General features: G+C 43.1%; 10 protein-coding genes and 1 riboswitch. Of the genes, 5 read left to right on the forward strand and 5 right to left on the reverse strand.

Annotated features, from left to right (window positions below; all coding sequences use genetic code 11):
- Positions 1-505 precede the first annotated feature (505 nt).
- Together PSU72_RS01150 and PSU72_RS14410 are read right to left on the reverse strand one after the other, a co-directional pair.
- On the reverse strand, positions 506-1,597 hold the full coding sequence (locus tag PSU72_RS01150) for an ADP-ribosylglycohydrolase family protein (protein WP_300429830.1): 1,092 nt from the start codon (positions 1,595-1,597) through the stop codon (positions 506-508).
- Positions 1,598-1,716: 119 nt separating this feature from the next.
- Positions 1,717-1,797, reverse strand: a complete 81-nt coding sequence (locus PSU72_RS14410) for a DUF4113 domain-containing protein (protein WP_367186075.1) — start codon at positions 1,795-1,797, stop codon at positions 1,717-1,719.
- Between the two features lie 335 nt (positions 1,798-2,132).
- Here PSU72_RS14410 and PSU72_RS01155 point away from each other — a divergent pair, with 335 nt between their 5' ends.
- On the forward strand, positions 2,133-2,666 hold the full coding sequence (locus tag PSU72_RS01155) for a DUF2380 domain-containing protein (protein WP_300429832.1): 534 nt from the start codon (positions 2,133-2,135) through the stop codon (positions 2,664-2,666).
- A gap of 333 nt (positions 2,667-2,999) precedes the next feature.
- On the opposite strand, the gene PSU72_RS01160 is transcribed toward PSU72_RS01155, so the two are convergent.
- Both PSU72_RS01160 and PSU72_RS01165 read right to left on the reverse strand, forming a co-directional pair.
- Entirely contained in the window at positions 3,000-4,856 is a 1,857-nt protein-coding gene (locus PSU72_RS01160; RefSeq protein WP_300429834.1) for an ATP-binding protein, read from the reverse strand.
- Between the two features lie 85 nt (positions 4,857-4,941).
- Positions 4,942-5,613, reverse strand: coding sequence for a response regulator transcription factor (locus PSU72_RS01165; protein ID WP_300429836.1), 672 nt, complete (start codon positions 5,611-5,613; stop codon positions 4,942-4,944).
- Positions 5,614-5,829: 216 nt separating this feature from the next.
- Positions 5,830-5,910: riboswitch (cyclic di-GMP riboswitch) on the forward strand.
- Between the two features lie 59 nt (positions 5,911-5,969).
- On the opposite strand from PSU72_RS01165, the gene PSU72_RS01170 reads away from it, so the two are divergent.
- Complete coding sequence (locus PSU72_RS01170) at positions 5,970-22,214, forward strand: leukotoxin LktA family filamentous adhesin (protein WP_300429837.1); 16,245 nt, start codon at positions 5,970-5,972, stop codon at positions 22,212-22,214.
- Positions 22,215-22,218: 4 nt separating this feature from the next.
- Positions 22,219-23,892, forward strand: a complete 1,674-nt coding sequence (locus PSU72_RS01175; protein WP_300429839.1) for a ShlB/FhaC/HecB family hemolysin secretion/activation protein — start codon at positions 22,219-22,221, stop codon at positions 23,890-23,892.
- A 353-nt stretch (positions 23,893-24,245) separates the two neighbouring features.
- Here PSU72_RS01175 and PSU72_RS01180 read toward each other — a convergent pair whose 3' ends face one another.
- A complete protein-coding gene (locus PSU72_RS01180; RefSeq protein WP_300429842.1) occupies positions 24,246-24,905 on the reverse strand; it encodes an MOSC domain-containing protein in 660 nt (219 codons plus the stop codon).
- Positions 24,906-25,045: 140 nt separating this feature from the next.
- Here PSU72_RS01180 and PSU72_RS01185 point away from each other — a divergent pair, with 140 nt between their 5' ends.
- Positions 25,046-25,945, forward strand: a complete 900-nt coding sequence (locus PSU72_RS01185; RefSeq protein ID WP_300429844.1) for a recombination-associated protein RdgC — start codon at positions 25,046-25,048, stop codon at positions 25,943-25,945.
- Between the two features lie 113 nt (positions 25,946-26,058).
- On the forward strand, positions 26,059-26,679 hold the full coding sequence (locus PSU72_RS01190; protein WP_300429847.1) for an LON peptidase substrate-binding domain-containing protein: 621 nt from the start codon (positions 26,059-26,061) through the stop codon (positions 26,677-26,679).
- Positions 26,680-26,689: the final 10 nt, after the last annotated feature.

Raw genomic sequence — 26,689 nt, forward strand, 5'->3', positions numbered from 1 at the left:
ACCTGCCAGTTGTGATTAGTATCGCTGAAAACAGGATGGAGTGACTATATTGGGTCGAGAGCACTAGTTGAGTCGAAAATGAGGACTGTCTGCTTCGTTATTGATTGGAGACATTTGAATTCTTTGTGGATAATTCTTGATAATTATATCTGGCTCTTTTGAAATAATTCTAAATGGCTCATTTCATAGGAATACTCACACCTAAAACCAAAATTCAGCTTTATGCCAATATTTAGTATCAAAATTCAGGCTTATGGCAATAATCTAATTTTTATATGTCAATAATTTGAGTGTATCTATTTGATTTTAATAGGTAGGTAATTTAGCTATATGGAATTACCTACATTTTTTGTGCGATGAGGCATAAGCTGCGATTCGGCTAGCATAAGTTGAGTGTGGGTCAAACCAAAATGCAAATGGCGGATCGAATTGAGATGCAATTCAACATTCCTTATAGCAAATAGTGATTAACCTGGTATTTCAGTATTTAGCGCAAGTTTGCCGATTACGCATAATTGGCAATAAACTGCTCAATCTCATCATTTAATTCAACGTGCGCTGTTAAACCATTCACCCAGCGCTTTGGTATAGAACTTACACCCAATGCAGCACCAAGTATTGCGCCTAACACGGCTCCTCTATGGCAGTTATCGCCGCCAACATTGGTATTAGCAATTAGTGCACCTTCAAAATTATCATGGTAGCGAGCGGCTAGATAGAGTACGGAAGGAAACGATTGGTCGATATAGCAGGCAGGGCTAAGTAAACCACCAATAACATCAATATCTGAGCTTTTGTTGCGGCGAACATTCTGAATAACTTGAGCTGCTGGGAAACCAAGTTTGCTGGCAGCTGCGCAAGCAAGCTGTTCTGTATCTGGATTCACATCATTAAAAATATGAAACAGTAACTCACTGAGCTCAAGTGCGTGGCGTTCAAGCAAGGATGAACGATGCGTAAGACGTTGTTGCGTTAAAGCAGCTGCATTTGTCGTCGCTAAATCACCATCACGTAAGGTAGACATAATGACTATCGGTAAGCTAACCAACCCACCCATTGAGGCTGTGTCATGTCCTTCTGCTCCTGCGCAGTTTTCGGGGGCGATGCCTTTTGCATAGTTTGCAAAAAAGTCACGATGGTAAGATTCTGCGTAAGTATCGTTGTGTCGGTCTGGCTCTGTCATAAAACGAATATATTCGTGCAAAAAATCTGTTGGGTCGTAATGGCCATTGGTAGTAAGGGAGCGCAACAATACGCGAGAGCACAATAAATTAAGGGTGTTATTCCCTGCTTGCATGCCTTGATGGTAATGGCGATTAGGTTGACCCCAATGATGTTTTTTTCCTTTCAGAATCACCTCACCAACAATATCTCCATCTTGCGAACCACGTCCCGCTTTTCCAGTATTCGCTAACGCCATAATAGAGTTTGGATGGTGCGCTTTAGGTGCCTGATAATCGCGTATCTGACCGAAATCTTGCCACAGTGCCGCGATGTTGTAATACCAATGCACAGGCATCGCCAATGCGTCGCCAACAAACATTCCCCACAGGGCACCTCGCATGCGGTCAGCTTTATTGAGTTGATTGGTACTCATGATGTCATCCTATTAATTTAATATTTTGTAAACCAAATCAATAGTTGAGGCCACTATTTGTCGTTGAAGTTCAAACATCAGGCAAATCGAAAAGTACAGTTGACTCTAGGCAATTTCGCTCACCTAGTTGTATAGCTTGGACACTTATTCTCCAAGCGTATTTTCCAAGAAGATTTGATCCCTTCGCTAGCTAATTTAATCGATTATTTACAGGTTTTCTTGTAAGTAGGATGCATAGCCCTTCTTAAGCGTAGCAGACTTTGGTGAAGTTGGCGTATGACTAAATAATTCAATTTGAATTCTTGAGCTGGAGCAAACTCACTTAGCATTACACCAGCTTTTTCGTAGTTTGAAGTATGTCACTTAAGGGTAGGAAGTTTGAGTGATAAATGGCCGCTTTGATACTATTTAAATTTTTATTTTGTCAATGGCCGACTACCGGCAAGCACTTTGCAAATACCAATTCATACGCTTTGGTATATGCTGTCTTATTGGCACTTGCTTTTTGTACATGCCCTATTAAAGAGTCGTTTATATGAAAAATATAATTCTGAAAACTATTATTATCTTCAGCCTGTTTACATTTTTAAATCAGGTCGGTTTTGCTGCTTCAAGTGCAAAAGTCATGGTCGTGGACTTTCCACTTAACGACCTCACAGACTTACCTAACCCACCAGAAGAGCTGGCGAGAATCGCCTATTTCAACGTCACTTTTAAACAGCAATTATCTGATGAAGGCATAGAGGTTATTCCAATGAGTGAACAGATTAAAGCGATATTGGCGGCGCAGTCTGCAACCTATCTGTTTGATCATACTGATATTGCTGCCAGCATGGCTGAAGATAGTGGTGCGGATTACATTATCGTAGGTGTGGCCATGAAGCCGACTTATCTATTTGTCTATCCGAGGCTTTTGTTGGTGGATATAAAGACGAAGCGGAAGGCCTTTAGCGCTTACGTCCAGATGGAAGGTTCTTGGTTGGAAAAAGACACCACTGCAAGTAGCGCAAAAAACCTTGCAAACAAGGCCATTGTTGAACTAAAGAAATTGGCAGGACCTGCAAACTGATATGAATCAGGTCTGTTTGCATTACAGTTGCTTCGGATTGTAGACGCTGAGGTAGATATGCCGATATGGGCGACTCCATAAGTTAGTGCCGTCTGATATCAGGCTTCCAAAAAGCAGTCTTTTGACTTGAAAACTTCGGGCCCAACAAACATTGGCAAAGATATAAACAAAATTGTTATCCACCACCAGTTCAAGCGTAATTTGTGGACACTAGACCGAAATTAAAACCAATATCTAACTTAGCTTTGTAGACCAAGACCAGTCGACTGGTCTAGTTTGAAAACATAAAAGTGCACAAAATCACTAACCAGTAACTCCAAAAAACTCGATTGGCTACATGTGTTGGATTGGTAAATATAAGGTAAAACTTGTACCCATGCTATTCGCATCCCATTTAACTTTAGCACCTATTGCTTCGGCGCGACGCATCTGATTTGATAACCCTCTACCACCGCTCTTTAGGGCTGTATCAATATTGAAACCTTGACCGTTGTCTGTTATGGTCACTACAGCATAGCCATTTTCAACGCCAGTTACAGCGCGAATTTCTGTAGCAGGAGTATGTTTTATAATATTAGTAAACGCTTCCTGTAAAATTCTTAGAATATGAAGCGCCTTATTGGGATCAAGCCAGTCTAAAGGAGGCACGTCCTTAATCTCCCAGCGTAGCTTTATGCCAGAACTCTCTAACCTTGGCCCGATGCGGTAACGCAGTGTCGCCAGCAATAGCAGTAAATCTGCCTCCAATGGTTCCATTGAGTCTATTGCCAGTTTAAGGTCATCGATACAATCTTTAAGAATCTCACTGATAATAATTTCACTAATATTACCGTACTCCACTACACGTAATGCACTAATGAGCGTTGATCCTAAACCATCGTGCATGTCTTGCATCATGCGCTGTCGCTCCTGCGCTAACATTTGGCGTTGTTCAATTTCACGTAAGCGGTGATAGCTTTTCTGTAACTCCGCACTTTGTGCTTGTAGCAAGGTTTCTAAGTCATTGTTTTGCTGCTTAATAGTATTAGTTGCGCCAATATAGCGACGAAATAAAATAATCATGAAAATGAGGAAGGCGCTGATGTTGGTGTAGGGTCCAAGGTAAATACTTTCGATGCTTATATAGTTATTCACCAATAACAAGTCATATATACCGAACATCATGCCTATCACTCCCCAGCCAGCCAGCATCAATCCATCGTTGGATTTGGATAGTCTTGAGTTTTTCCAGCCTACTAGTGAGATAGATGTTCCCATAATAAGTAATAGAATGTATGCAGGCGAAGCAATTGCATAAGCGTTTTGCAAGATAGATGTAAGTGGTAGGGTAAGAACTCCAAAACATAGCGTTATGACTGCAATAAGCCAACTTAACCAGCGTCGTGGACGACCATGCAAGTAGCTTAGGAATACATGTACTAATCCGACTAGCCAGAATAGTGAATTAATGGTCAGCCAGCTAAACCAAGCATCGGAAATGGGTAATGGTTCTGAGCCAAGAAAATAATGCATGCTCCGTAGATATGCCACCAAAGATACGCAAAAAAATAAGCCATACAACCACTCATTACGTTGTTTAATCCACACAAATAATGAAAAAATCCCGACAGCCAAAAAGGCTGCACTACTCATGAAAGGTAATTGAACTTGTAGTGCGTCACGCACATGATAACGCCAGCTTATTTCAGCAGCCTCACCCAGCCAGATGGATGAGATTCCTCCACCTGAACTGCGAGGTCGTTCAATACGAATAAATATCACCTTGGGTGTGGTGGTCCCCGCAGTTTCTTCTAATGGTATCCATAAGGGGATATTCCAGCCATTCCATCCCATATTGGCGTGAGATTGATAAAGTATGTGGCTGTCCCCATAAACGGCAATTCGCCCATCGGTTTTCCAACGTGGGATATAGATAAATTGCGGGTGATTAGTAGACGATAATTTAGGTACATGTAGGCGATACCAAGTCACAATGGTAGGCAAGTTGAGTAGGCCATCGTCTATTAACTTGGGGATTAGCGCAGGTATTAGGGCATGCGGCAGGCTGACAGATTGCCACTTTCCATCAAAATCTACGTCATTTACCGTGTAAGGCGGTGGTTTATATCCGATTCCAGGGGTAGATAACATTTCTGCCGATGTGAAATGAAGCGGCTCAGCAGCGTGTGCAGATGATAAGTAAAGAATCATGCTCAGCACTAGCCCTTGGACTGTGAGCAATAACCATCGATGGTTCTTGTTGTGACTATATTGATCAGAGTTTGGAGCTACAGCCTCAATCACTAAGTAAGCCCTGATTACGTGCTTTATAAATAGCTGCAGCTTTTGAGTTCACTTCAAGCTTAATGTAAATTCGACGAATAAAAGTTAGCACAGTGTGACGTGAGACAGATATCAACGAAGCAATTTCATCAGATGTAAATCCTTTGGTGATATATTCCAGCACTTCTTGCTCACGAGCTGATAATGCTGCATGTTGTTTGGGATTAGCGGATGCTTGTTTAGGTGGGGTGTTATCCTGCCGAAAGCGCGTTAAAATCTGTCGCGCAATTAGCGGACTTATGGGACTACCACCTTGATACAAGCTGCGAATTTCAAAAATCATTCGCGAGGGTTCGCTATCTTTGAGTAAATAGCCTGATGCGCCAGCTTCCAGTGATTGCATTACGTGTAGTTCATCGCCAAATACAGTGCTGACCATGATGTTGCATGAAGGGAATTTTTCATGCGCCTTGCTGATAATATCAATTCCAGAGCCGTCAGGTAGCCCCAGATCAACCAGTAGCACATCAATCGATGTCGTACTAAGTATGTGCAATCCTTGCGCACGAGTGCTGGCTATATTGGTTAATACCATGTCGGGGGCTAATTGCATCGCAGCTATCAGGGCATTCTGAAAATTAACATCATCTTCTACCAGCATCACGCGAATTGCAGGTTGTTGCATAAAATCCTTAGGGATATTTTTTATTGACCGTCTAGTGCAAAGAGGCAAAAGGCCGAACACATGACGAATATTGCCACAATTTTCAAATTACTTTGTCACTAGTTTGGGGGACATACAAATACTACTTCTGCGTTTATTATGGTATTAGTATGGCTATGAATGAATGTGCGGTGCTAAGCACTATAAAAGCATAAAGACTAAGCCTTATGAAATGTTAAATTAACATGCCAAACCTACTGTAAAGTAGGGACGGAAAGCCACGGGTCCTAAGGTGTTGAGGATAGCCAGGTTACGATTTGAATGTAATCTGATTTATCTAGTCCGTGCATCTGCGGACTATCATCATAGGGGTAGTTATGAAGCGTTCCGTCCAAGGTTTTCTTTCTCGTCAGTATATGTGCGTTTTGCGTCGATGTGCTTGGGAGAATGCTTTATCATACTTCATCAACGCCACGATAGCCGTTTCTGGCACCGCTGCTTTTGCGGATGGCATCACCACTGATGGCCGAACCCAGACACAACTCACCGTAAGCGGGAGTGTCACCGACATTACCACCAAGACTGTGCAAGGGGTTAATGCAATTAACTCCTTCCATCGTTTTAATATTGGCAATGGTCAAACGGTTAACTTATACCTGCCGACTGGAACGGCTAATCTACTTAATCTAGTGCATGATGAACGGAGCTATTTTGATGGCGTATTAAATGCGTATAAAGATGGCCGCATTGGCGGCAATGTTTATTTTCTAAATCCACATGGCATGGTAGTTGGCGCTGGTGGCGTGCTAAATGTCGGCAGTTTAATGATGGCGACACCTACAAGCCAATTTATGGATTCTCTTATTTCCCAATCTGGCGTGGTGAATGCTGGTGCCGTTAGTAATGCACTTTTGGGATACATCCCATTAACAGACACTGGATTAATTCAGGTTAAAGGGCGCATCAATGCCGCAAATGCAGTAACGTTGTCCGCTGGAAGTGTTGCAGTTGATGCTGGGGCTAAAGTGGTTGCTGGGCAACAAGCACAGGCTAGTTTTGGTGACCTTGTTAATATTCAGGGCCTTGCAACGGCGTCTGGGGTAGAAGTTAAAAATGGCGTGATTAAAATTACCGCTAGCAATGACGTTAATGTGGCGGGGCAAGTGGCTACAGATGGCATAGCTGGTGCTAATGCAGGTACTGTCGATATTCATGCAGGTTCAAATATTACTCTTGCATCAGGTGCTGACATTAGCGCAAATGGTCAAGGTGCAGCTTCGTCTGGCGGGAATGTAAAGATCTATGCTGAAGGCGATGCCACGTTGGGAGTTGGCGCACACGTTTCCGCTAATGCAGGCAGCAGTGGAGATGGTGGCTTTGTAGAGTTTAGCGCAAAAACTACGGTGAACATTACAGGTGGCCAGCTAAATGCTGGTGCACAAAATGGTAAGGCGGGTACTGTACTTATAGATCCTACTAATGTGAATTGGACTGGAAGCGGTTCCGATGTTTTTTCTGATGGGACTAATTACCAGATACAAGCGACCAAGAGCATTGTGCTGGACAATGTGTTTATTTCTACGCGCAACTTGGCTGCTTCTGATAATAATCGTGCTAATGCCATTTCAGCCGCTTCAGAAGGTAAGTCTGGTGACATTACGCTGAAGGCTACTAAAATTGAGCTAAAAAATGGCACTCATCTACTTGCCGAGGGTGACGCAAATTACTTAGGCGGAAAAGTAACCTTAGAAGCTCGTGACGAGTCAGTTTTACCTTCACTTGGCTGGGCAACGGCAACGGCTCAAATTGATATTAGCAATACCACTATTAAAGCCAATGAAGTGCTTATTGATGCTAAGTCTAATATTGATTCACAATTTGTCTACTCAAGCGAAGATCCTCTGGGTAGTACATTGAATGTGGCAACGGCTACAGCGCAGCAAATTGGTGGCTTCTTAGCATCCTTGGCTGGTGTAGAGTTAGTGGTGTCTGATGTCAATGCTAAAGCCTACGTCAATATCAACAGTGGCGCGAACATTGAAGCCAAGACAAGTGTTACCTTAACAGCTGAGAATGTGACCAAAGCAGGTATGGCAAAGCAATTGCCAAGTCCGGGCGTACAGTTTAATACGCCACTTGGTATAGGTGCACTTTGGGTGAGTGATCAATCTGATGCCAAAGTGACTGTTGGCTCAGGCGCAACGATTAAATCAGCAGATCTGACGGTGCGTGCTCATAACAATGCTTCATTAGAAGGCTCTATAGCTTCTGCAAACAATCAATCAGAAAACTCCAATTTCACAGCTATTGCGGTGGGTATCACAAAAGCGGACGTTAAAGCCACTGCCAACGTAGCGAGTGGCGCAAATATTCAAGTATCAGGCAATTTAACAGTGGCTGCTACTAATGTCGGGAGTTATAGTAATGAGGTGACTTCAGAGACTGGTCCTAATGGTCGTGCAGCAGCAGCAATTGCTTATTCAGATCATCAGTCTGGCGTGACAGCTTCACTGAATGCGAATGTTGGCGATGCGACCAAAGTTCAAGTGATAGCGATTAATGACGTATTAAAGGACCAAGCGGTTGCCTTGTCAAAGGTTGGTGGAGGCGCAATTGATTCTGTTGTTGCATCAGGCAAACGAAAAGTTGCCGCAATGATCGGAGCGGAGGATTTCTTTTGGGGTAAGTTAGGACTTTCTGTACTCAAGCCAGACAATAAGTCATCGCCTACACAACAGTCATTCCGCATTGGCGGTGCAATTGCCTATGATACTAGTACGCATAAAGCCTTAGCTGAGATTGGAGATGGGGCTGTTGTCCACGCAACAGACTCAGTTTCAGTATTATCACGTATTCGTGCTGAGGACATGAAGATTGCAGCCCAATCTGCTGCCATATCAACTTCTGCAAGCAAACCTTCGGCTAACGATACTGCCCGTGCGGCCTACTCTGTAGGATTGGCAATTGGCGATTACACACATGATGCAGTTTCTAGAGTTGGTGTAGATGCAGATGTCACAGCGCCAAAAATAGCAGTTTACTCAGATACGATTCTTCCTATCCGAGATAGTTTGTTATTTGGCAGTAAAGCCGCAACTGATAACTGGACACGCTGGGATGGGCTTGAGACCATTATGGGCGCGCTCAATAGCATTAGTAATATCACGGATGTGTTTAATGGTTTTTCGTCAGCTAAAAGTACATCTGATGGATCTAACGGATCAATTAATCTATCAGGCTCAGTGAGTCTTCTAAGTTATACCGACAATAGCCGTGCAATTCTAGATAAAGGGGCAAAACTTAATGTGTCTGGTAACCAATCAGGCGCTTGGGTAGGTGGTTTTGAGCTACAACCTGAAGTTAAACATTACGATAAATTAACTGGCGCAATATTAGTATCTACCGATTTGGCGGTTAAAGAAGATTTTAATTTTGCTGCACCCGTAAGCGTGCAAGCTAAGCATGATGCAACACTATTATTTCAAGCAGGCGAGATTTTGCCCGCAGAGAGCGGAGAGAAAGGCTTAGGTGTTGCTTTTGACCAAGCTTCTATTGCTAGTGTAACTGAAGCTATTGTTCGTGAAGGTGTCGTTATTAAAGGTATAGATGAAACTTCTAATGCTCAGCCATTAGGCAGTAGAACCTGGACACAAACTGCATCACACGCAACTAATGAAGTGAATGTTTCAGCTGTCAGTAATGAGCGTGTAATTTCGTTAGCCGTGAGTGGTGGCTATGGTGCGACCTTTGGTGCGAACGGCACTTATTCTCAAACGAGCCTAAATAATGCGACCCATGCTTTCGTTGATGACGAAGCCTCGGTTATTGCGAAAAAGTTTAATGTGTCGGCGACAGCGTCGCCTGTACTTTGGTCTCTTTCTGGTGGAATTAATATGTCAAAAAATGCCAGTGTTGGCATAGGCATTGCGATTAATGATGTGACTGGCAATACGCGCGCTGAGATTGCAGATAATGATACTTGGTCTTCGGATGGTGTGGCTAGGGCATCTCTGGTAACTGTGACGGGTGCAAAAATTACATCGCCTGATCTAGCCGTGGAAGCTAAAACTAGCGGTCGGCTTGAGGCCATTGCGGTTACCGGTGCTTTGGCTAATAACGCTCCTAACCCGCCAGGTCAACCTGGTTTTGTTGAGAGAATGAAGAATAAATCTGGCTATACAGCCTTGCTTACTAAAGCCGAAGAGTTAACAAGCACTAAAAAGTCAGACGTCAAAAAAGTAGATGCATCAAGTAGTGCGCAAGAAAAAGAAAAGAAACCACCAAGTTATAGCTTTGCTGGGGCTGGTAGTGGTGCAATTAATGTCACTGAGGTTTTGACAACAGCAAAGATTGATGGGATCACCATTGATCAAACATCAACTAATGCAGCTTCTCTGGTTGTAAGAGCAATAGCAGATTCTGATATTACCGCTGCTACTGGTGCTGCAGCTATTACACGTGCAAATGATCCTAATACTACAAAAACAGTGGGGGTAGCTGGCAGTGTTGCTGTTAACTCTATTGGTAATGGTACGGAAGCGTGGCTCAAAGACAGTAATGTTAGCAACGCTGGAGATGTAACCGTTCAGGCACTCTCTGGTGGAGAGCAATTAGCAGTCGCGTTGGGAATGTCAGTGGATGCGAGTAAGGGAGCCGCAGTTACTAAGTCTGATTCTTTTGTGGGATCGCTATCGCTAACACTCGCGCAAACTGATGATAACGGCGACTCTAAAAATAAGACGGTTGCAAAAATAGATAACTCCACCGTTACGGGTAACGCGGCAACTGCTGATCGCGATGTGGATGTGACAGCCTACAATCGAACCTATATTGGTACAGGTGGAGGCTCACTGTCAGTTCAGGCAGGGTCTGCAAAAAGTGGCACAAGTGTAGGTGCGGCGGTAAGTTGGGCGAATGTGCGTAATGATGTAATCAGTGGTATTTACCGGAGCTCTAGTATTACTCAAGTTGATACAGTCAACGTGCACGCATTTAACGCTACCGAAATAGGTTCAGGTGCGGCGATGGTTGGCCTTTCTAAAGCTGAAGGCGCTAATAGCTTTGCGGGCTCAATGGTCTATAACCAAATTACCAACAATACGACTGCTGCCATTGAAAAATCAACCGTTACTGCTACGGGCCTTGTTGATGTGGAGGCTAAAGATAAAGGTGCTGATAGCTCACTGGAGGCACTTATAGACCCAAGCGGGAAACGTAATAATGTTGCAAAAGGCTTAGATTATTGTGGAGAAGGTGCGGGTGGTGCATCGCCAAGCGGCAATTGTATTACTGCAGTTGCTGGTACAGTGCAGATTGGTGCTGGCAATAACTATGGTGTCTCTATTGCCTATAACCAGATCGAAAATAATTTAACAGCAAGAATTAACGACTCGCTTGTCAGTGTGACGGACACTGCTGTTAGCAATAAAATTAACGTAATTGCTGAGTCAGATACTTCTATCTTAGGTGTCGCTTTTGGTGTGGGTGTGTCGACTGGTAAGTTCTCTGGCGCTGGGTCTATTTCTATAGCCGGTATACAAAACAAGGTGGTAGCAGAAGTCGGACAATCTCTTGTGGCAGGCGTTGCAACTACACTTACTGCCCCTACAGTGACTATTTCTTCGACAGATGATTCGGATATTAATACGCTTGCAGGGCAGGTGAATGTCAGTTTTAAAGCTAGCGCACTGGGTGCGGCTTTTGCTTATAACGAAATCGATAATGAAGCGCGCGCTATCGCCGATAATGCAACCATTACGGCGAGCAATACCGTTGAAATTACGGCAACTGAGAAAGCCAGCATTTCATCGTTATCTGCTGCAATTGGCGCGGCCAAAGAGTCTGCGGTAAGTCTGTCTGCATCACTAAACTTTATCAGTAACGCCACAGAGGCTCGCTTGAGCAATAGCTTGATTGAAGATGGCAGTTCAGGTACTAACACTGTAAAAATTAAAACATCTGATACCTCTACCATCGAATCAATATCAGGTAGTGCTGCAGGTGGTAAGGATAATGGAGCGGGTGCAGCTTTTTCACTTAATCAGATTGGTAATACCAATAGTGCGGTTGCAGAAGACTCAACAATAGACGGTGCTCAAACACTTGAGTTGATGGCCTATGAGAATGCAACGATTTCAACGCTGGCAGCGGCTTTGGGCGCGGGTAGCAATGGATATTCTGGTTCTATTACTTTAAATAATATTGGCCAGTCTTTTGTCGGATCCCATCCAAATACAACGACAGCTGAATTGAAAAACTCTACGGTTAAAAATGGTAATGGCTCCACAGTAACAGTAGAAGGTAAGGATGAATCACAGATTAACTCTATTGCAGGTGCGCTCTCAATTGGCTTGTCTGGATCAGGCTTCGGTGGAGCAGTGGCTGACAATAATATACAAAGTACTGCTAAAGGCACTATTTCAAATTCATCAATACAAAACAACGCTTCACTAAGCGTGAATGGTAAGAATAACTCTAAAATTAAATCTGCATCTGTTGCGGGCGCCGTTGCCAGTGGAACAGCTTTCGCTGGCTCCGCCTCAACTAATCGCACTTCAAACAATACTGCTGCAGAAATAATAGGCTCTGAAATTACGGGCTCAGCATCCAATGTAAATGTTGATGCCACCAATACCTCAGAAATTTCAGCACTATCAGGTGGTGCGGCCGTGTCTTTTGGTAGCGCCGCTGGTGGAATTGCCGTATCCGTCAATCAAATTGATGATACGACAGCCGCACATGTATCAGGTAAAAAAGCACTAAGCAGTGGATATGCCGTTAAAAATATGAACGTTGCTGCTACTTCTTTAGCAACAATGAAGGCGCTTAGTGTTGGCGTAGGCGCTTCAGGGGGTAATGCTGGTGCGGGTAGTATTGCAGTTAATTTAATTAGCAGCGATACCAATGCCTATATTGATGCCGGTGCAGTAGTGAAAGCTGAGAACAATGTAGGTGTTGTTGCAGAAAGTGATAGCAGAATTACCGTTGCTTCAGGTAGCGCTGGTCTTGGATTTGGTGGCGCGGGCATTGGTGTTTCATTTACGGTAAATTCAATAGGAGGTGATACCAGTGCTTATATTGAAGGCGCAACAACGAGCGTAACCGCGCTTGCTAAAGATGCTAATGATACGATGAGCGTCAATACTGGAGAACTTACAGCAGGCGTAAACCTTGCTGACCAGATAGATTTAGCAAAATATAATCAATTAGACCTAAAGAGCAAGAAAGCTAAACAAGATATTACTGGGGTTGCTGTTAATGCTTCTTCTACGCAACACATAGAAAACATTAGTACAAATATTGCTGGCGGTAGTAGCTTCGCTGTAGGGGCTGCTGCGAGTGTTAATACCATCGGCGGAACTACTCAAGCTTATGTGCTCAATGCAAAAATTAATAATGATAATACGGGCGCTGGTGCAGCACAGGAAGTAGCGATTACAGCAAGTAATATTTCCTATGATAATAGCTTTATTGGCACGGTTTCTGTTGGCGGGTCAGCTGGTGGACTTGGTGCTGATACACATTTGATGAATCGAACTACGACCGCATATGCGGCTGGAGGAAGCATTGATGCTAAAAACGCTGTAGGTGTGAAAGCGCTTTCTACACAAGGCGTATCCTCATTGGCAGTGGGCGGTGCAGTAGGCGGTAACGCTGGTGCAGGTACGTTGTCAATGGCTCTGTTCACTAACCATACCGATGCTTATGTTGATAGCACTCGTGTGACAGCTTCTGACTTGGATATCAACGCTAAAAATACTAATGATATGTTCCTTATGTCTGGCGCCGTATCTATTGGTGGCAATGCCGTAGGTGGCGCATTTGCAGTAGGCTCCAGTGATTCTACAACGACTGCAACACTGAAAAATGCAAAAGGTGCTAATCGTGTTGATGTGACTGGAAGTGTGAATGTTGAAGCGACCAATAAAACCGATATTAACCATATTGTTGTCAGCGGTGCAGGCGGCGGTGCAAATGGCATAGCAGGTATGGCAGATGTGAACTTAGTTACTGACAAAACTCTAGCTACGATTGAGAGTTCAGATGTAGGTGCTTCTGCAGATAAAGTTGCTTCTGTAAAAGTTGCAGCAACGCATACTGTCACTATTGATAGTAAAGCTGGCGCATTAGGTGTAGGTATCACTGGTGGTGGGATAGGCGCAGGTGCGAGTGTAAATATAGTAAAAGCTAAAACGGTTGCAACAGTGACTGATAGCAATGTTTATTCTAGCGGTAAAGCAGAAGTTAAGGCATTGAGTGTAACGCATGTTGATGCAACAGCCTTGACAGCGGGTGTTGGTGGTACGGTTGGTATTGGAGGCGCTGCAGTAGTCACTTTAATTGGAGACGATGTCGCTGGCGAAAGTGCAAAAGAAGTAAATAAAGGCGGCTCAGGATCTCTTTCAGCAGTGAATACTTTCTCAAGTGGTGATAAGTTTGCTGATTTGCCTGATACGGGTGCTGGTGGACCACAGATATTAAGTACATCTGATAAAGCCTCAATGAATGCTGATACAAATAAAAGTACTACAGCAGTGACCGGCTCGGCAGGTGGGTACGCATTTAAAACAGCTGCAGAAGTGAATGGTACCAACACCATTACGGCTGGTAGTTTAGATGTTACTGCAACCGATAAAACAGATACCAAAACATTAGTAGGCGGCTTCGGCGCTAGCTTAGGTGGCGGTATTGGTGGTGGTGTAGCGGTAACAACAGTGAAGGCAAATGTGGCTGCTAATGTGTCGGGGACTGCACTTACAACCAATGGCAACGTTAATATAAAGGCCACAGCTGATAATGATCAAGGAAAAACAATTGAAATATTAGCCATTGCGGGTGGCGCTGGCTTAGTGGGTATTGGCGCTGCAGTAAGCTATGCAGATATTTCTAATCACGTAGACGCTAACCTTGTTAGCGGTGCGAATGCTGGCACGGGTACTGTAACCGTTACAGCTGAAGATAATACAGATATTGACTCAGATGCTAAAGGTGCCGCATTAGGCGCTCTTGCTGCTGGAATTGTGGTATCTGACATTTCTAAAAGTAGCATCATCAATGCAGTCGTCGGTGGCGTGGTGACTGCAACCGCGGTGAATATCAGCGCTGCTGATTCAGGTAAAGTCAAAGCGTTAGGTCAAAGTGCGGCAGGGGGCTTGTTAGGTGCTGGAAGTGGGGCGTTTGTGAGTGCTTCTGACGACTCAACAATTACTGCTAAAACGGCTAACAATTCAACATTTAATCTTGGCACGAGTACGCTTAGTGTCACAGCAACGGCGACGCCACAAACTGAAGCTGAGGCAGATGGAGTAGCCGTTTCAGGGGGAGTTGCTATTGGCGCTTCTATTGCGGATGCCAAAGCAACTACAACGATAGAAGCCTCACTAGGCAGTAGCAATACCATTAATGCTGGCGGATTGACAGTCACTGCTCAGCAATTACGCAGTGGTAGCAGCGAGAGTGCTAAATCAACAGCGTGGGCGGCTTCAGGCGGGTATTTGTTTGGTGGAAGTGCAACGACCAGTGATGCCGATGCAGTTATTCATGTGAGTAGCTATGTTGGCAGCAACAGCACCCTAAATTTAGGCTCGGGCACAGCAACTGTTAAAGCGAGTGTAGATTCTAAACAATACTCCAAAGCTAGTGGTATTAACGCCGGTATCGTTGCTGCTGGGTTCAATGATGCGACCGCGACTTCAGATAATTTAATCAATGCTTATTTAGGGACGGGTGTAAAAGTAACAGCAGGCACTCTAGATGTTAATTCAGGTGGTGCAGATAATAACTTAGCCGACGCTATTGCAGGCTCAGGCGGCGTGTTCTCAGGTGCAGCATCTGTTGCTAACACTTCAACTAAGAGTACAACTAAAGCCTATATTGATAGCAGTTCTGCTGCACGCAATATTGCTGTTACGAACTTTAAGCTTACAGCAGACCACACTTCAAATTTCAACAGTACTGTAGACAGCACCAACGCATCTGTGGTTGGTGCAAGTGGTGCATATGCGCATAACAAAGTGGATAAATCCGTTGTTTATGTAGGCATTGGTGATGGCGTTAATATTGCTGCAACCAGCATAGATGTAAACGCAAATAACCGTGTTCATAAGTCAGCCGTTAGTGGATTTAACGTAGTTTCAGCATCAGGTGGCTTGTTTGATGCGGCCGCTACGCATAGCGATACGGTAGTAAACCTTGATACAGATGTTGTGATTGGAAGTAATGCCAAAATTGAAGCTTCAACGGCTAGCCTTAATACACAAGGTCATATGGCAATCAATGCGCTTAATGACGTTGAACTATTTGATGCTGCGAAAATGGATTCTGGCGGTGCAATTGCGCTAGCTAAGGCTGAGTCTTTTATCTATAACGATCAAAATGATGCTGATATTACTGTAGGGAGTGGAGCCTTAATTAAGAGTGATAACACCATCACACTTGAAACAAAAACACTCGCTAAAGCCGATACCGAAGTTCAATCAAAGACCTATGGTCTAGCCGGTGCAGCTCAAGGTAGTTCTATTAGTAGAGTTGGAACTAGCAACGAAATTTCAATCAATGGCGCACGTCTAGAAAGTGATGAAAATGTTGTACTGCGTGCGGGTTTTAATAATGTAATTACCGCAGATGCTGAAACGCGTTTATGGAACAGAACGCTGCTCCCTGTAGAAACTAGCCCAGATGCACATGGGCAAATTACGCAAGACAATAAAATCACTGTAGGTGCTTACGTACCAAGCATTGGAGTCGCACCACAGGGTGCAAGTTCTGAAGATCAAATTGATCGTGCTGCCATTGCTTCAGTAAAAGACATTTACTTACAAGCCGGTGAGGGTACGCATACCACGCGTGGCTATGGTCGTGGTACAGATCTATATCGAGAGTTGATAGCAGCATTCGTTAAATTATTTGGCGCAAATATCAGCTTGGACATCACTGGCGGATCAACTTCTGATAATTCGAAATCTAGCGTTGCCATGAATGGTACGGCATTTGCAGGAACCCACTTTCATCAAATTCTTCAAGTAGAACAAGATGGCAGCATCAGTAAGCAATCTGAAGGCATGGCCGATCCAACTTATAGAAATAATGTGGATTTAGCGCGAGATATTCAAGCTAGAATTAATTCACTTCAGGCTTTGGTCAATGAGTACAAAAACGATAATCCTGATATTGCTAATGGTTTTCAGGCAGATATTGATACCTTAAATGCTAAAAAAGCTAGACTTGGTGTTGGCGCTACTGCCGATTTCATGGATATTCACCCAGCAGCTGCCTATACTGGGTATATCTTTGTCAATGGTGACTCTTTGACGGGTACAGGAGAGTTATTAGCACCAGGCGATGCAAAAATTGAAATTATCAATAAATCTAACAAATTTCTTGATATTGGAAAGTATGCTGGCGTTGAAAATAGCTTATTTATCTCGGGCGATTTGGGTGGTGTTATTACACTAAATGGCGTGCGAGTCAGTAAAAACAGTGAAATAAACGCCATTAATCAAGATGGAAAGTCGTCAAGTTTCAGTCATATTCTCGATCGTCAAACTTCAGATGATCCTGTAATTCTGGTACAGAATACTTACGAAGATCCAATCAACCTGAATGCTCTTAATCCAGAGATTCATATTGATGGAGATATTAGCAATACTAGGGGGCTAGTTAAAATAGATAGCCCAGGTAGCGTTCAGGTAAGCTCCAATATTGTCGCCAAAACTATCGTGATTAACACTAAGGGCGATTTTATTAAAACTTTCACCACAGGATTTACGCATCAAGGTGGAGACCCTACGCTGAATCTACCTCAGAATTATGCTCCCCTTACATACACTGGCACAGATGGACATGTATATCCTTACACCTTAGATTTATATTACGAAGATCTGTTAAGAGGTATTTACCCTAACAATACTGCTCATCCTACTTCAGGGGTTATTACTACGACTAGGACTGATACTGTCACTCCACCAGTTCAGCTGTCTTCCGTAATCGCGGGTAATAACGTATTTATCAGTGGCGAAAAGCTCAATATCAACGGCTTGATTCAAAGTGGTCTTCCAAGCTTCAATGTGAATATCACGCAGACAGTTGCAGACGCTGCTGTAGCAAATGCAGGAACATGGATACCTGTTGCTATGCAAGAAAACGGGGAGGCTGTTGCAGATTTATTTAGCCCTAAAGTACGTTATGTGAATGGCCAAATTGAGTTGCAAAGCCTAGCTGTGAGTGGTGGATATATTCAACTTTATGGCGATATATTTAGTACTGGCAATGGCCGTTTAAAGGTACTTGATGGTTACGGTAAAATTGTTGTCAATAACACCTCTAATAAAAACTTGGCGGTTAATAGGCTAGATACGGGTCCAGGTGTGGCCGGTATGATTAAGATCACTGATACCAGTACAAAATATAACGGTAAACCTTTAATTACAACCATTACGCTAGAAAATGATGTGATTAAGTACGCCTATGAAAATATGAACCTTGCTGATTACAGACATCCTAGTGGTGTTTCGTATGGCAGCACTCGAACAGGGGCTTACAATACTCGTGCAGATCGTAGGTTGGAATGGATGGATGCAGATGTTTATACAAACTACGAGTGGGCTACATATACTAAATCTTGTTATGCAGGATGTGGCTGGGGCCTAGGCGACCTTCTAAGCGCCGATCCTGGAAATCAGACTGGAGGCGCGAGCTCTCATACAAGCTACGTTCGCCCAAATGGTGAATGGCTAGCTGATTACAACTACACAAGTGCAGCGCGACCTGATTATAAGGTGGACTACCAAAAAACAATTTCACCAGTGGATTACAAAGCTTTTGAAAGTGCTCATTACTGGACTGATACTTGTGTGGCGAACATATGTGTTGATGATCGTGAATATTATGAAACTAAGAGAGAATGGCGTTGGACAGAGAGTAACTACTATGTGCATAGCTTAAATGCCTCTAAGCCAATTTCTATTGAGTTTTCAGGTTTTAAAACGGGTGAGCTTACTGTAAACAATGCCTCTAAAGACCTGCAGTTGCAAGGTGCTGTGCGTAACCTTACGGGTACCACAACACTAACTGCCGCAAGTATTAATGCGGCAGATACAGTGATTGTTACTGCAAAGGACCTCAATTTGACAGCAAGTGCGGGCAATATTGGTATTGCCTCTCTTACAAATGACGCATCAAGTTATATCAAAACAAATCTGCAAACTGGCGGTAAGCTTAATGCCACGGCTACAGGTGGCATTGCATTGTGGGAACAAGATGGATCAATGTCTATTCAGGGCGCTCATGCTGGCGGCATCGTAAATATTAAATCTGATGGCGATTTAATTAATGTGGCAACTGGAGTTGCAGTTTCTGGCAGCAGTGTTCGCCTGACATCTGACAATGGTGCTATTGGATCTGGCACAGCTATGTTGGTTGACACTACTTCGGCCACTGGTAATTTATCTGCGTTAGCTGCTAAGTCAATTGATATTACAGAGAGCACAGGAGACTTACGCCTAGATAGCGTGACTTCTATAGGTGGTGATGTCAATCTTACCGCCCTTAACGGCAATATTATTGATGACAATAGTGTTTATAAAGTAGATGTTGAGGCAAAAGCTGCATTACTTGCTGTAGCAGACCGTGCCGGTCTACGTGGCACAAGCGCTGCTGAAAGCGAGCAAAATACTGTTAAAGGCTATAACCTTGCTAAACAACAGGAGTATGCGCGCTATTGGCAAATGCGTAATGTGCACAAGGATAGCAATGGCGCTTATGTGGCCGATGCTTATTCAACCACTTATGCTTATCACTTAACTGCATCAGATATAACTGAACTAAAAACAAACCAAAACTGGACTGACTTGCAAGTCAGCCAATATGAGGCGCGTCAAACTACCATTTACCATAAAGCGAACCAGTCATTTGGTACGCAGGCTTTTAGCGCTTCATTTGCTTATGATGTTAAAACTCAAGATACAGCCACCTATCAGCAGTTGATTGCAGGTAGCACATGGAGCGATGAGCAGATTACCAACCGCGTAGCAGCAGGCATATTTAAAGATACGGCTGATACGGAAGTGTTGATAGAAGACGCTAACGTAGTAGGGCATAACATCACCTTAACAGCAAATAACGGTGGTATAGGCGCTGAAAAAGCATCTAAATCTATTAGCTTCGTAAATCCTAATGCATGGACAGATGATGAACGTCTTGCCTTGGCCGCGGCTGATCGTAAAGATACCGTGATTGATTACGATGCTAAAACCATCACTATTCGCCAAAAGGATGACATTGACATTACCTTGAAAAATGCAGGACAACTGATTGCGAATGCTGAGTCTGATATCTACATTGGTTCAGAAGATGATATTCGTGTTAAACAAGTTGCTGCCCCTGTTAATTTTGATGTAAGAATCAAAACGGGTGCTGCATTAATCAATGTTGCAACTTCAGGCGCAGCAGTTACCGGACGTGATATTACAATAGAGGCGGGTGGGGCTGATTTGGGTTCAAGTGCAACTCCATTCTTGATTAATGCATCAGGTACACTGACAGCACGAGCAAACGGTGATTTATACGTCAATAACACTTTAGGTAATATGCGTCTGGAGCAAGTATATGCAACCAATTTGGCCAAGTTAACATCAGTGGGTTCTATTGTTGAAGATCCGAATAATCATAATCTTCAAACAGATATTCAAGCCTCACATATCTGGTTGACAGCGGCGACCACTATTGGCGAGGCTGATGTTACTGGACTGAAGTATTTGGATATAGGAAGTGATAAGCTTGGCTGGGTTGATATGTCTGCCCCAGATGGTATCTATGTATATAGTCCATCTAAATTCCTTAACCTTCGTAATATAAATGCGGGTAATGGCGAAGTGAATATGAATTCATTTGCGAGTAGCTTTGGCATTATTGGTAACGTTACAGGAAGAAATGGCGTAACACTTAATGCAGGTGAAGCTATTCTCTTTGATATTAATGGAAGTGTTGTCAGTTCAAATGGTGATATAGCATTGAGTAGTTTAGGATATTGGCTAAATAGTTCGTCTGACCCATTATTAGCTGAAGATCTTACAAAATATGGTTTAAGGATGGTTGCTGGCTCATCAATATTAGCCGCAGGAAATGTAACGGTTAAAACTACTTATGATATGGTGCTAACATCGTTGAGCGCATCCAATAATGTGGTTCTAGATTCAACTGGTGGGTTAACAATTAAAGGATTAGTGCATAGCGATACTAGTGTAAGCGTTAAGGCAGATAATGATGTATTACTTGATGGCGGAAGTATTACAACGCTAGGTGCAGTGGCAATAATTGCTGGTGCAGATGGTACTGGTAGCGTAGTGGTCGAGCCAGAGTCGACTGGTGCATATGCCATAGATACTGCTTCAACATTAGCAATAACTGCTGCTAATGATATCGTTCTTAAAGGCCGCATCCGTGCACTGGGCAATAACACCCTTAAAGCTGGCGATGACATACAGTTAAAGGGTGGCAGTTTAGCTAGCAATGCTCAAGTGAGCCTTACAGCCGGTACTGATGGTACGGGTAATGTGGATATTGGTGCGGCATCGAATGGCGGTAATGCCATTTACACACCTGCAAGTATTGATATTACTGCGGCAGACGACATTAACATCAGTGGTGATATTCGCGGTGATGTTGGTTTGGTTCTAAATGCTGTAAATGGTGGTGTAAATATGACAGGGGGTACACTTAGCACTGGTGGACAGCTGAATATTGCCACAAGCGATACGCTAACGATAGGTGGTGACATATTTGGTGGATTAGGTGTTGGGCTTAGCACGCTAAATGATGTTGTATTTGCAGGTGGTAGTGTTAGTAGTAACAACGACGTTAGGATTGTTGCAGGCACCGATGGTACCGGTAGTATTTTTGGCAGTGCTACAAGTGGGGTAGATATTATTGCACTGGGTGCTTTGACCCTTCAGGCTCCAAATGGCATCGGTGAAGGCGCACCATTAGTCGCTCAAGTAACGAGTCATGCAACACTTTTATCATCCAATATCAACGCTGATATTTCAACAACGCCCTTAGCAAATCCGTTGTCATTAACGGTTTCTGATATTGGTGGGGGACCAGCGGCAAACGTAGTCATGCATGTTGCATCTGATAAGCAAGTGAGCTTTGAAACTTTCAACGTGGGCACAGCAGAAGTTACTGCTGAAACACCAAGTTTGCAGTTGCCCAATGGCAATATCACGAACTATGCTGTGTTTAATATGCCGCATTACGCTACTCGTATAGACACTTTGAGTCGCGCTCAGCATCTTGGATATGATGTGAATGCCTTTACACTGAATGGTAGTTTTAGCTTAAATGCATTAGAAAACTCTGTTGCGATTGATTCTTTCATACTCATTAAGAATCCTAATTTACAAGTGATGGGTAACCCTACCGATTATGTTGAGAACACTGTTGAAGAAAGTTTGCAGCTCCAACAAATAGGCAGAAATGGTAATAATCCATTGCAATTTGAAATTGGAAGTTTCGGTCTAGCTGCGCCTGATGACGATGATGTTCTAGTGAATGTAACCACAGACTGGATTGGCCCAACTAGTCAATTAGCCCCAGTAACCACTGAAAATAAAAAAGAGATTTAATCAATTGAAAAAACTACAAAAATATTATCTTTCAGTGCTGTTAGGTGCCATTAGCTTTCCTGCAAATGCGGCAGTATTGCCATCGGTTGATCCTGCAGCAATTCAAAGACTGGATCAAGATCGACTAGACTCCTACAAGCAGGAGGAGAATCTTAAAAAAGCCCTGCCTGTTGCACCAGAAGTTACCTTGCCAGATCAAGATTCTGCTATTAAAAACGCCTCAGATATTAAAAACATCCCTGTTGCCAAGTTTGATATTGATCACTCAGATTTACTTACAGACGATGAACTTAAGCAGATTTTATCGCCATATCAGGGACGTGACGTTAGCTTAAAGGAGCTTTTTGAGGCTGTATCGAAAATAAACCAACTTTACGATGCCAAAAACATTAAAACAGCGCGCGCCATACTTCCTCCTCAAGAAGTTAAAGGTGGAACAGTCAAAATTCAGCTAGTTGAGGCTAGGCTTGGCGGAATAATAATATCTGGCGTAAAGGAAGTACGTAGTGGTTTCGTTGAAGATCGTATTCACGTAAAGCCTGGCGAATTGATTTCTGTCACTAAGCTGGAAGAAGATCTTATAAGGTTTAATGCGCTGTATGAACCAAAGTTACGTGCTGATGTTAGAGCTGGCGCGGAAGTTGGCAAGACTGATATTACTATCGAAGTACAAGAGGCAGAAAAGTACCACCTCACTACTTTCGCGGATAATGCAGGTCGGGATACCGTTGGTGAAAGTAGAATTGGTGCGATTTATAAGGTCAATAATTTGTTGGGTGTTAACGATAGTATTCAAGTTGTTGCAACCGGCACAAGTGGTTCTAGAAGCTATGGGTTCAGTTATTCAATTCCAGTCTCAAAAGATGACATGCGTCTAGATGTTTCATATAACTATGGCAATATTAAAATTGTGAATGGTCCGTTCGTGCCACTGGATATTACTGGGAGCTCAAGGGATTTAACGGTTGGGCTAACGCAACCTTTTTCGGTTGGTATTAATCGTCAATGGGCGGCCTATAGCCGACTATCTTCTAGAAATTCGATTAGCAAATTCAGTGGCTTCACGCAACAAGACCTTGATTTAAATGTGATTGCGTTAGGCTTGAGCGGTGAAGCACACTACAACACTTATGCTTGGTCGCTGGATAATAGCCTTAATTTTGGCACAAAGTCATTCGGTGGCGAAGACAGTTTCACTTACTATCGCGTCAATGCCAGTCGTGTGGATAGATTAACTGATCGACTTCAATTGTTGACTAAAGCTGGACTTCAATATTCATTTACACAAGTTATCCCTTCGGGCGAACAGTTTCAAGTTGGTGGCTTATACTCGGTAAGGGGATTCTCTGAAGGTTTACTCTCTGGTAGAAATGGCTATTTTGGTAGCGTAGAGTTAAGAGCAGCACTTAATTCTCCCCCACAAAATTCACCAACGGGCTTTCCTCCGCTTGTGCAAGGCTTGGTATTTTTTGAACATGGTGCAGCACTACCATACAGGCCAGGGCAGAGTATCACCAAAGATGATTATTTAACCAGTGCTGGAGTTGGTCTTATGATGGATTTTGGAAGCCGAATTTCCACTAGACTTACATTCGCCTACCCGTTAGATAAAAACCCTAATGAAATGAACCAACGTTCACCCAGAATATCTGCAGGAGTGAATGTTGCTTGGTTTTAAAAGTAATTATCTTGGTTTTTAAAAAGTGCTCAAAACGTCGAACAACTCCTTTGGGAGTTTTGCATCCAGACCTAAGTTTGGATCTTCTGCATAGGGCGCAAGCACTAGTTCGCAATGGGCTACATTATGGAAGCACAATGCTGAAATTGTACCCGTTAGGAACTCGCAGGTTATACCTATTCGTTGTGTGCAAAAACGCAACAATTGCCTAGTTTAAATCTCAACTTATTCGATCTCTAATCGAACTAACTAATTGATTCTATTAACTGTGTAATCGTAGCAAGTGTAGCCCGTAATCCTTACGGGCTACGCTTGCAATATTTCTAGATGGTTTTAAACAGCTTGGCTTAGCTTTAAGCTAATTCAGCTAAACGCTCTAAATATACGGTTTTAAGCAATGGCGCGAGGTTAGGGATTTTTAGGGCTTTGTTGAGTAGTTGTTTAGGATCATCTGTGGCTAGTGCTAAATCTAGTTTTTGTAAAATAAGCGCGGTGCGAATAGTAATTGAGTCTGTTGCGCGGTCTAGCAGTGTGATTTCATCGCCAGCTTTTATAGAGCCTGCTGTGAGTACACGTTGGTAAAAGCCGCTGCGGCCGCTGTTTAAAAAAGTTTCTAGTATGTCTGGTTGGCCTATTTTGTGTCCAAACTTAAAACATGGGATTCTAGGCATCGTGACTTGTACGATTGCTTCACCAATTTTCAGGGTATCGCCAATTTGAATGGAGTCTTCATTAAAACCAGAAATGGTTAAATTTTCACCAAAAGTTCCATATGGTAAATCAGTTAAACCAAGTGTATCTTGCCAGTAAGCATAATGCTCAAAAGGATAGCTGTATATGGCTTGGTGCTCTCCGCCGTGGACGGCTTTGTCGGCTTGGCCATCGCCATTTAAACCCAGTTTTGCCAGCCAGACTGGTCGTTTCACGGGAAGTTTGTAAATACCCGTCAACACTGGCAACTCATCAATGATCACGATTTTTGGCTGTGCAATATTAAGTGAAATCAGTTTCATTGTGATTAATCATTTGAGTTTATTTGAGTATTTATATTATCAGATATATTTGATGCTTTTTTAAATACGCTAATTTACGTAGGTGGCTCACAAGGCAGTTCATCCGTATAATCAGCTCTTTTTTTAGAGTACCTTTTCCAATGTGGTTTAAAAACACCTTCATTTATCGCCTTGTTTCAGAAAACACTATTTCACCTGATGTTCTTAATGAGAAGCTGACTTTAAAACCGCTATTACCTTGTAGCGGCCTAGATAAGCAAAGTCGCGGCTGGGTTCCTTGCTATGGCGATAAACTAGTGCATAGTGCCAATAAGCAAATACTTTTTGCTTTAGGCGTAGAGCAAAAGTTACTACCTACCACTATTATCAATCGCTTTGCCAAAGAGCGCGCGGCGGAGATTGAAGCGCAGCAAGGTTATAAGGTTGGTCGTAAAGAGATGAAGGAGCTTAAGGAATCCATCACAGAGGAGCTGTTACCAAGAGCATTCTCGCTTCAGCGCACCACTTACGCATGGCTAGATACAGTGAATGGCTATCTGGTGATAGACGCAGCTTCATCAGCAAGAGTAGAAGAGCTATTAGAGTTGATGAATAAATCACTAGATAATTTACCGTTTAAACAATTGCATACTGCAATTTCACCAGTGGCTGCGATGACGGATTGGCTAGCTGGAAATAATGCACCAGCAGGCTTCACCATTGATCGTGAGCTGGAACTTCGTGCTACAGGTGAAAGCAAGGCGACTATTCGTTATGCAAATCATGAGTTAGAAGGTGAAGAGATTCTCAAGCATATTGCTTCAGGTAAACGCGTCACTCGATTAGGCTTAACTTGGAATGACAGAATTTCATTTGTCCTAACGGAGCAAATGCAAATCAAGCGAATTGAGTTCTTAGATATTATCAAAAATGAATCTAATGAAATGGCCGAAAATGCTGATGAGCTATTCGAGCTGGACTTTACGCTAATGGCAGGAGAGCTCGCTAAGATGCTTACTGATTTGACTCATGCGCTAGGTGGCGAAGCTGGAGTTTCTTAACTGATCCTTAATTTGTGTAAGTGCTGTGCGGAACTAATTGTCAGATTAGCTGTAATATAAAGAAGCTAATCTGTCATTACTTACCAATTCAAATTGCCATACAATAAAAGCCCATGAACACTTATCCACTGCCATTATTTCCTCTGAATTTGGTTATTTGTCCTGGGGGATTGTTACCTTTAAGAATATTCGAGGTCAGGTATTTGGATATGGTACGAAACTGTCTCAGAAATAAATCACCTTTTGCTGTTGTCACGGCCTTGCCAGAAGGTGAGACTGATACGCAGGGTAACTTTCCATTTGCAAATGTAGGTATGTTAGTTAATATTGTAGATGCTGATGTCACTACCGTTGGGCTGATGATGATTCGTTGTGTCGGGCAGCGCCGAGTTAATGTTGAATCGTTCAAACAACAAAAAGACGGCTTATTGATTGGTGAAGTCAGCGACATTGCCAATGATCTTGAATCGCCTATTCCTGAAGATCTGCAAATGGCCAGTATCGGACTTCAACGGCTACTGGAGTCTTTAACTGAAGAAAATATCTCTATTGAGAATTTGCCTGTTATTGAGCCCTACCAGTTTGAAGATGCTTCATGGGTTGCTAATAGATGGGTTGAGTTGTTAGATTTGCCATTACTTCAGAAGCAGCGCCTGATGCAACTTGATAGCCCCATTCTCAGGTTGGAGCTAATCCATGATATTTTGGATGCTGGCTCACGCAAACTAGCTTAGAGTCATCTGC

The organism is Methylotenera sp. (assembly GCF_029945535.1).
Lineage (GTDB): Bacteria > Pseudomonadota > Gammaproteobacteria > Burkholderiales > Methylophilaceae > Methylotenera.

Excerpts from the sequence above, each read along its gene's own strand:
- PSU72_RS01150 (WP_300429830.1), bottom strand. The coding sequence starts at position 1,597 with ATGAGTACCAATCAACTCAATAAAGCTGACCGCATGCGAGGTGCCCTG.
- PSU72_RS01155 (WP_300429832.1), top strand. The coding sequence starts at position 2,133 with ATGAAAAATATAATTCTGAAAACTATTATTATCTTCAGCCTGTTTACA.
- PSU72_RS01160 (WP_300429834.1), bottom strand. The coding sequence starts at position 4,856 with ATGATTCTTTACTTATCATCTGCACACGCTGCTGAGCCGCTTCATTTC.
- PSU72_RS01165 (WP_300429836.1), bottom strand. The coding sequence starts at position 5,613 with ATGCAACAACCTGCAATTCGCGTGATGCTGGTAGAAGATGATGTTAAT.
- PSU72_RS01170 (WP_300429837.1), top strand. The coding sequence starts at position 5,970 with ATGAAGCGTTCCGTCCAAGGTTTTCTTTCTCGTCAGTATATGTGCGTT.
- PSU72_RS01180 (WP_300429842.1), bottom strand. The coding sequence starts at position 24,905 with ATGAAACTGATTTCACTTAATATTGCACAGCCAAAAATCGTGATCATT.
- PSU72_RS01185 (WP_300429844.1), top strand. The coding sequence starts at position 25,046 with ATGTGGTTTAAAAACACCTTCATTTATCGCCTTGTTTCAGAAAACACT.
- PSU72_RS01190 (WP_300429847.1), top strand. The coding sequence starts at position 26,059 with ATGAACACTTATCCACTGCCATTATTTCCTCTGAATTTGGTTATTTGT.